The sequence below is a fragment of the Holdemanella sp. MSK.7.32 genome (assembly GCF_024460475.1).
GTDB lineage: Bacteria > Bacillota_I > Bacilli_A > Erysipelotrichales > Erysipelotrichaceae > Holdemanella.
Map to the genome: position 1 here is coordinate 20,985 of NZ_JANFYN010000027.1, position 8,593 is coordinate 29,577.

Here is an 8,593-nt window from a genome sequence, read left to right on the forward strand (position 1 = left end):
TTCGTATGTTAACTTCTTATTTTATTATACTTCAATTGTTAGCGGTTTCACATATATAAAAGAAAAAGAGCTGTCATTCTTTGACAACTCGTACAGTTTCAATACCATAATATTTCATGACTTCAATAGAAGACTCACTAATCACTTCACCTGGAATCACTGGAAGAATCGCAGGAGGACAAGATACAGTCACACTGGAGCATACTTGTCCTAATGATTTAGATACATCCAATGTTATGCTTGACGAAAATAAAGCTTGACGCACATTCATGGCTTTTTTAGATTGTTCTAATTTTGGTGGTTTATTTATTAAAATAGGTTTTCTATCAATTCCACATAAACATGTCTCTAATCGTTTTAAGTCATCCTTCGTATTATATGGAGATGGCATTAATACAATATAGTCTGAATCATAAAATTCAGGATAGATATCACATTCCATTAAAAGATTTGCGATTTCATTTCCAGTATAGCCAAACTCTTTCGTTGAAATCGTAATCTTCATAGGTTCACCAAAAAGAATCGTATATCCATGTTGAGTCAAAGTATTCTTTAATCCATCAACTCTTTGAATACATTCAGACAAAGAGTTTCTAAACGTAGTATCCAACACCTCATTTGCCGCATCTAAAGATGCCATAATCAAATAGGATGGGCTTGTAGAAGAAAAGTATTCCATAAAATGTTTAACGTTATTTTTCCATACTTGATTCAAAGACTCACTTAAGTGAAGATAAGCTCCCCCTGTAAGTACAGGTAGTGTTTTATGGGCCGAATCACAACATAGATCAGCTCCTAAATCAATAGGATGTAAAGACGGTTCTAAAAAACGAAGGTACGCACCATGCGCATTATCGATGGCGAGTAGTACATTATGTTTTTTACATACGCTAGCTAAAGACTTAATATCCAAAAGATTTCCTAAATAGTCTGGATTTGTCAGATATACAGCCGTAGGATGACTTTCAATAATTGCCTTTTCTAAATCCTCTGCATGTATCTTACAAGATAAATAATCACTATTTCCATATAACCATTCAATCTCAAAATCCAATAGTGCAGCCGCATGAATAAAACTTCGATGCGCATTTCTTCCTGCAAGAATTTTAGGCGTCTTGCCTTTACTTTTGGCATCTTGGCATAATATCGTGCACATCGTTTGAATGCATAAAGTAGAGCCTTGGGTTGAATAATAGGTTGGACAGCCAAATAAAGAGGAAGCATTTTGTTCACTTTCCTTAATGATTCCTTCTGCCGCAAACAACTCATCGGCTCCATAAATTTCTGTAAGATCCATTCCTTCAAAACCAAGAATGCCAGCACCTTTATGGCCTGGCATATGCATTCTTACAGGTGATTTTTCTTGATACGATTTTAGAAAACTAACAATCGGCGTCTTCATGATTATTTTCTTTCATATCACGAATAATGGCTACGGCAAGGGCACACTCTAGTCGTTTACAGAATAGTTCACAACCCTCTTTATATACACCTTTGACAGATCCTGTCGCATGGTATGCATTGGCTGCACATCCTCCAGAACAATAAAGTCTTGCCCAGCAATCTGCACATTCTTTACGTGCATATACGTTACATGATGCAAATTCATCCTGGACCTTTTTGTTTGTGACACCCGTATAAATGTCTCCTAATTTAAAGGCTTCTTCTCCTACAAATTGGTGACAAGGATATAAATCTCCCCATGGTGTTACAGCCATATATTCAGTTCCTGAACCACATCCTGAAATACGTTTATAAATACATGGTCCACCTTTTAAATCAATCATATAGTGATAGAAAGTAAATGGATCTTTCTTCTCATCATATTCCAACATCAATTTAGCTAAATCTTCATATTGTTTCATAACAACTTCACGATCGGCTTCTGTAAGTGCTGCAGGATCATCCGATTTGGCAACAACAGGTTCCATACTTAATTCTCTAAAACCTAAATCTAACATTTGTTGCACATCTTTTAAGAAGTCTGGATTGGCATGAGTAAAAGTACCACGCATATAGTAATTTTTACCTTCACGAGCCTTTACTAACTTTTGGAATTTAGGAACGATTGTATCAAAACTTCCCTTACCAGAATAATCCACACGATAACGGTCATGCACTTCTTTACGTCCATCTAAGCTTAACACAACATTGCTCATTTCTTTGTTCGCAAATTCAATTACGTCATCATCAATCAACATACCATTTGTCGTTAATGTAAAACGGAAATTCTTTCCAGCTTCTTTTTCAATACTACGAGCATACTCCACCAATTGTTTAACCACATCAAAGTTCATTAGTGGTTCTCCACCAAAGAAATCCACTTCTAAGTTTCTGCGTGTTCCTGAATTTTCCACCAAGAAATCAAGAGCACGTTTTCCCGTTTCAAAACTCATCAATGCACGATCTCCATGGTATTTTCCTTGGCTGGCAAAACAATACGAGCAATTCAAGTTACAAGTATGGGCAATATGAAGACATAAAGCTTTAATGACACCACTTGTCTTAGCCTTTAACTGGCCTGCCATTGGCTCATATGTATCTTCACTAAATAAACGACCTTGTTCTTTTAATTCTGTAATTTGGTCGTAACATTCTTCTAATTCAGATGTTTCAACACTAGGATATTTCTCCTTCATTTCTAAAACCAAGGTGTTTTTATCTTTATCTAAAAATTCAGCAATCATATCATAAGCAATTTCATCTACCACATGAATGCTTCCTGAACAAATATCCAATACAATATTCTGATTAAACATTTTATATTGATGAATCATGTATTTTTCCTCCCTCAAATTTAAAAAATGCTGCCTTAAAGGCGGCATTAAAAATGCCGAATCACTTCGGCATTTCTTAATTACTTACTTTCTTTATTATTTTCGCAAGCTTGGTTCGCGATTCCGCAGCTAGTTTTACAAGCTGATTGGCAAGAAGTTTGGCATTCTCCACATCCACCATTTTTTGCGCTTTCACACAAGTTACGAGTATCTACTGTATTAATATGTTTCATGATTATATACCCCCATATAAATTCCCTTTTATTTTAACACGCCAACCAAAGAATATCAAATTAAAAAGGCATTCCGAAGAATACCTTTTTAAACTATTTAGAACTTTCTTCCTTAGTACGGAATACGTAACGACTAGTTACTGTAGCACCTTCTGGAGCACCAGAGTATGAAGCATATTCTTTATTCATAGCTTTGATTTCATCCATTACACTTTGTAATGTTTCAAGTTCTCCAACACCTAAATCAACCTTTTCTTTTAATTGATCCAATCCTTCAGACTTGAATTGTTCATTACCCTCATACAATTGTTTAGCACCTGAATTCAATGTTTCAAATGCCTTACCTAATGTATCTAATCCATCAGCCATTTCATTGAATGTGCCACTCTGTCCAGCTAATGTTCCTGTAGCATCTGATAATGCACTAGCACCACCATTTAATGTAGCACTATTTGAAGATAATGTTTTACTTCCCTCAGCTACTTGAGTAATACCAGCTTGAGATTTCTTTTGAAGTTGAGTTAATCCAGCATTTACTTGTTGAACACCACCTAAGATTCCTTCAGAACCTGCAGATAATTTCTTAATAGCAGCTTGTAAACCAGTCACTAACTCTTTGAAGTTTTTAACATTCTTCACTTTTTCTGTACTTGGATCTGTATATTGATTTAACAATTTATTCATATCAGATAAAGTCTTCTCGGCTTCATTTAAATCATTCTTCAATCCACCGTTGCCATCTTCTCCCACTAATACTTTTTGTGCATCAGACAACTTCGTATTCATAGCCGTTAATTTGTCATCTAATCCCTTCAAAGTTTCTGTGATGTTATTCGCGTCTTTTACTAATTTATCTGAACTTAAACTCTTCAAATCATCCTTCAAAGTTAAACTGCTTGCATCTATTGTTTGAATCCATTGATTATTTTCAGGTACAGTAATAGGTTGATTTGTTAATTTGGACTTTGCACTTTCGATAGCAGCTTTTGTTGATTCATCTAAACCCTTAGTACTTGCAGCCGCATCTAATGCTGCATTTGCTGTTGAATAAGCACTAGAAATTTCACTATTTACTGCACTTACTTTATCGTTGATTTGTGTATTTACGCCACTAATTTTTGAATTAATTTCACTTACTTTATTTTTAATTTCAGTGTTTTTATCGGCAATATTTGTATTATTTTCTTTAACTGTCGTTTGTAAATCAGCTACATCTTTAGCTACGGCTGCAATTTGACTAGCTAAAGTTGTATCTTTCTGTAAAGCAGTTAATGTATCAGATGCATCTGTAAGACTTTTACTTAAACCGCCTAATGTCGCACTATCATCAGTGATAGTTTTTTGCATACCTGCTAATGTTGACATAGCGCCTTGTATTTGAGTCTGCATAGTATCTAGTTCAGTTGGAGTTAATGTGTTTACTTGTGCTTCTAATTGTTTTAAACCTTCATTCAACGCTGTTGCACCATCTAATAAATTAGTTTTTCCTTGACCTAAATTGCCTGAAACTCCATTTTGAATTTGAGATACACCTTGAGGAATTCCATATAATTGTTGGCTTCCTGCAGCTAAAGTATCCACACCATTTGTATAAGCTGTTAATCCTGTTTGTAAGGCTTTAACACCATCATTTAATTGGATAGCACCTGCAGATAATTGTCTTACTTGATCAGATGAACCTGTTAATGGAGCAGCTTGTTCTTTTAATTGAGTTGTTCCATCATACAATTGTTTTGATCCATCGATCAATTGATTGTCAGCTTCAATTAATTGATCAATTCCATCTGTTAATTCAGATACGGAACCAATTTCACCTAATTCTTGATTCAAATCAATTTCATTTGTCATACCAACCATGATAGATCCTAAATCAAAATCATTGACATCCGCTTCTACTGTTACATCATCACTGATTCCTAATTGATTGTTTACTTTGTCTAAACCTGCAGATTTTAATGTTTCATTCAAGCCTGGAATATTCGCAAATGCCAACATTTCATTTGTTCCATCATTTACAATCTTACCAGATTCACACTTCACATTTGAGAACTTACCAGTACTCATATTCAACATACCACCAGCTAAATAACTAGGGTGAATTACGATTGATTTGCCATTGATATTTTTTACTTGTGAATAGTTATTTGTGAAAGAAATCATTAATTTTAAATGACCAGACTTACCTTCCATATCTTTTGCAGACATTTCTTGGCCATCTAATTCATAACGAATTTTAACAGACACAGGAAGTTGTTTTGTGGCTGTTCCTTCATAATACACATCATTACCGTTCGCATTCCATGTATATGTATTTCCGTCTTTTGAAGGTTTTTCATTTGATTTAATGTTCTTAACATCTGTTAAGTTTAAAGTTTCTTTAATATTATTAATTCCATCCTCATCATGTAACCAGCTAGATACGATTGTATCGCTGATGGAACCATCTGAGTTTAATACAGAATAAACAGTTTCTGTTTTTTCTGTAGGATTTTCATCATTACTTTGCGCAAATACAGTCACAGGCATCATACTTCCTGCCATAACTGCACTCAACAATACACTACCAACTACTTTTACTGTATGATTTAAATTCATATTTATTCTCCTTTCGCTTCCATGTTTGATTCTGGCCAATTCTTTGTCGTCTTTTCAATGAACTTGTGGCAGAAAATCAACAATGAAGGCAATACTAATAAGATACTTACGACTGAAATTAATGCACCACGCGCTAATAAGATAACTAATGATTTAATTAAATCCATCTTAGCTACAAAGCTTACACCGATACATGCGGCAAAGAATGAGAATCCACTTGTCATAATGGAAACACTCGATTTTTCCATCGCAATCAAAGCCGCTTCCTTAACCTTCTTACCATGCGATAATTCTTCTTTAAAACGCGTTGTCATTAAGATGGCATAGTCTACTGTGGCACCCAATTGAATAGTTCCGATAACCATACTTGCGATAAATGGAAGTGTAGTTCCTGTAAAGAATGGAATACCCATATTGATTGTGATCGCAAATTCAATGGTTAGTACTAAAATGACTGGAAGTGCAAATGATTTAAATGTTAAGGCAACAATGATAAAGATCATAATGACAGATAATACGTTAACCATCGCAAAGTCTGTATTTGTTGTTGTGATCAAATCACGTGTCATACTTCCTTCTCCACCAATCATACCCTTCTTATCATATTTATGAATGATGGTATCCATTTTATCTAACTGTGTATTTAATTCATCGGTTGCAGCTTTATAATCACTGTTCACAACAATTAATTTCTTTCCACCATTTTGGAAAATATCCTTTACTACACTTGGAGTAAAGTTGGATGCAAGTCCTGGACCCACAAATTCTTCATACGCTAATACGTTATGAACTCCTTTTAAATCTTTGATTTCAGAACACATATTCTGAATTTCATTCGTTGTTAATTTATCATCCACTAAAACGAAATGTGTTGTTGTCATATCAAATTTATCTTTTAACTGATTTGTACCAATGATACTCGCAAAATCACCTGGCATACCAGAAATCAAATCATAATAGATATTTGTATGTGCCTGACCATATCCAAATGGAATGAAAATCAATACGAAGGCAACAAGAATTTTCTTATAATGTCTAATGACAAAACGAGGAACTTTATGTAACTCATTCAAAATTGTTTTATGTTTGTACTTTTCAATCGTCTTATCAAAGAACATCAACAAGCTTGGCAAAATGAAGATAGTTGATAATACACCAAGAACTACACCTTTCGCCATGACAATACCAATATCTCTACCTAGTGTTAACTGCATTACACACAAGGCAACGAAACCTGCAATTGTTGTGATTGAACTTGAAGTAATTGAAGTAAACGTAGCTTTGATAGCCTTTGCCATAGCCTCTTCATTTGGAAGTTTTTGTTTTTCTTCTTGATATCTATGTAATAAGAAGATGGAATAATCCAATGTTACAGCTAACTGTAATACAACGGCCAAAGCCTTTGTGATATAACTAATTTCACCTAAGAATACGTTTGTACCAAAGTTATAAACGATTGGGAAAATCATTCCTAACATAAATACAACTGGAGCAATCGTGCTCTCTAATCCTAAGAATAATACGATCATACATAATACAACCGCAATGCCTGCATAAATTGGCGTATCGTGTTCTGTTTGATCTTTAGTATCTTCACTGATGGCTGAAATACCACCTAAGTAACAATCATCTTTTGTATATTTTTTTATTTTACTAATCGCATTCATTGTACGCATTGACGATGTTGGCTCTTTAAATGTAACAATCATCATTGTACTGTCACCAGAATATAACATATCCTGAATGCTTTCTGGAATTGCCTGTTTTGGAACTGAAATATCTAATACATCATCTCTCCAAATACATTTTTCAACTCCATCAATTTTATTGATCTCTTCCTTAATTTTTGCGGCCTCTTGATCTGATTTATTGTTGACAACCAAGAAATCTACACTCGATAAGTTAAAATCATCTCCAAGAATCTTTTGTGTTTTCATAGATTCTGAAGTCGAAGGTAAATAAGATAATAAATCGTAATTAATATTTGTATTGAAATAACCAATTGCACTTGGAATCAAAAGAACAATGGCCACAGCCAAAATCATATTACGATATTTAACTATCCATTTTGACATCTTATCCATATCGAATCACCTTTTTTTCTATCCTTTCCTTTACTACGTGAAGAGTATAGTACCAAACTGACCGCTAGTCAATATTTTTGTTTTATTTTTTTAAAATTCCAAATATACAATTGTTTTAATATGTTCAATCGGTCATTTTTATTTGTTTTTTCTAAATTATTGTTTATAATAAGGATGGTGATACGCATGAAAAGTAAGATAATTGAAAACAAGAAAATAAAAGAAAACAACCTCTTACAGGCTGCCTTTAATCTATTCACAAAAGAAGACATTACGAATGTCTCTGTTAATGATATTGTAAAAAACGCAGGAGTCGCAAAAGGAACATTCTATCTTTATTTCAAAGATAAATACCAAATACGCGATATTCTAATTCAAAAAGAAGCACATCGCCTTTTTGAAGAAGCCCACAAACAATTAGAAAAAAACGATATTCGTAATTTTGAAGACTCTGTTATCTTCTTGATTAATCAAGTATTGATTCGACTAGAAAACAATCCATTGATTTTAAAATTCGTTGAAAGAAACCTATCTTGGGGCGTGTTCCATGCCCAATTAAATACGGCTATTGATAATGATAGTTTCAACCTTATAAAAGGGTTTAATGAAATCGCAACCGCAAATGGATATGAATTTGAAAATTCAGAAGTCATACTTTACTTAATTGTAGAATTAACAGGAAGTACTTGCTACAACAGTATTCTTCACAGTCAACCCCTTCCTATCGAAGAATATAAACCCATTCTTTTCGATTCCATTCGAGCTATTCTTTCCCAAGGAAAGAAAAAAAGCTAGGACAAACCTAGCGTACAATAATATAAATCATATAAATGACATATACGAGGATCATAAAGATCCCCTTTTTTCTTGTCATTGTATCTCCCTTTTTCGCAATACCATAAAT

Annotated in this window: 6 protein-coding genes; 1 reads left to right on the top strand and 5 read right to left on the bottom strand. The window is 33.8% G+C overall.

Going from position 1 to position 8,593, the window contains the following annotated elements; all coding sequences use genetic code 11:
- Positions 1 to 73: 73 nt before the first annotated feature.
- The 5 genes from NE544_RS07555 to NE544_RS07575 form a co-directional block, all read right to left on the bottom strand.
- The gene (locus NE544_RS07555) at positions 74 to 1,402 is read right to left on the bottom strand and encodes an aminotransferase class I/II-fold pyridoxal phosphate-dependent enzyme (RefSeq protein ID WP_256268914.1); all 1,329 of its coding nucleotides are present in this window, start codon (positions 1,400 to 1,402) and stop codon (positions 74 to 76) included.
- Entirely contained in the window at positions 1,383 to 2,777 is a 1,395-nt protein-coding gene (scfB, locus tag NE544_RS07560) for a thioether cross-link-forming SCIFF peptide maturase (RefSeq protein WP_256268915.1), read from the bottom strand. Before scfB ends, NE544_RS07555 begins: the two co-directional genes overlap by 20 nt.
- 80 nt (positions 2,778 to 2,857) lie before the next feature.
- On the bottom strand, positions 2,858 to 3,010 hold the full coding sequence (gene scfA, locus NE544_RS07565) for a six-cysteine ranthipeptide SCIFF (protein WP_003865538.1): 153 nt from the start codon (positions 3,008 to 3,010) through the stop codon (positions 2,858 to 2,860).
- Between the two features lie 93 nt (positions 3,011 to 3,103).
- Positions 3,104 to 5,605, bottom strand: coding sequence for a hypothetical protein (locus tag NE544_RS07570; protein WP_256268916.1), 2,502 nt, complete (start codon positions 5,603 to 5,605; stop codon positions 3,104 to 3,106).
- 2 nt (positions 5,606 to 5,607) lie between these two features.
- A complete protein-coding gene (locus tag NE544_RS07575; RefSeq protein ID WP_256268917.1) occupies positions 5,608 to 7,689 on the bottom strand; it encodes an RND family transporter in 2,082 nt (693 codons plus the stop codon).
- A 186-nt stretch (positions 7,690 to 7,875) separates the two neighbouring features.
- Between NE544_RS07575 and NE544_RS07580 the strand changes: the two genes are divergently transcribed.
- A complete protein-coding gene (locus NE544_RS07580; RefSeq protein WP_256268918.1) occupies positions 7,876 to 8,484 on the top strand; it encodes a TetR/AcrR family transcriptional regulator in 609 nt (202 codons plus the stop codon).
- Positions 8,485 to 8,593 lie beyond the last annotated feature (109 nt).

Coding starts and splice junctions, on each gene's coding strand:
- NE544_RS07575 (WP_256268917.1), bottom strand. CDS start 7,689: ATGGATAAGATGTCAAAATGGATAGTTAAATATCGTAATATGATTTTG.
- scfB (WP_256268915.1), bottom strand. CDS start 2,777: ATGATTCATCAATATAAAATGTTTAATCAGAATATTGTATTGGATATT.
- NE544_RS07570 (WP_256268916.1), bottom strand. CDS start 5,605: ATGAATTTAAATCATACAGTAAAAGTAGTTGGTAGTGTATTGTTGAGT.
- scfA (WP_003865538.1), bottom strand. CDS start 3,010: ATGAAACATATTAATACAGTAGATACTCGTAACTTGTGTGAAAGCGCA.
- NE544_RS07580 (WP_256268918.1), top strand. CDS start 7,876: ATGAAAAGTAAGATAATTGAAAACAAGAAAATAAAAGAAAACAACCTC.
- NE544_RS07555 (WP_256268914.1), bottom strand. CDS start 1,402: ATGAAGACGCCGATTGTTAGTTTTCTAAAATCGTATCAAGAAAAATCA.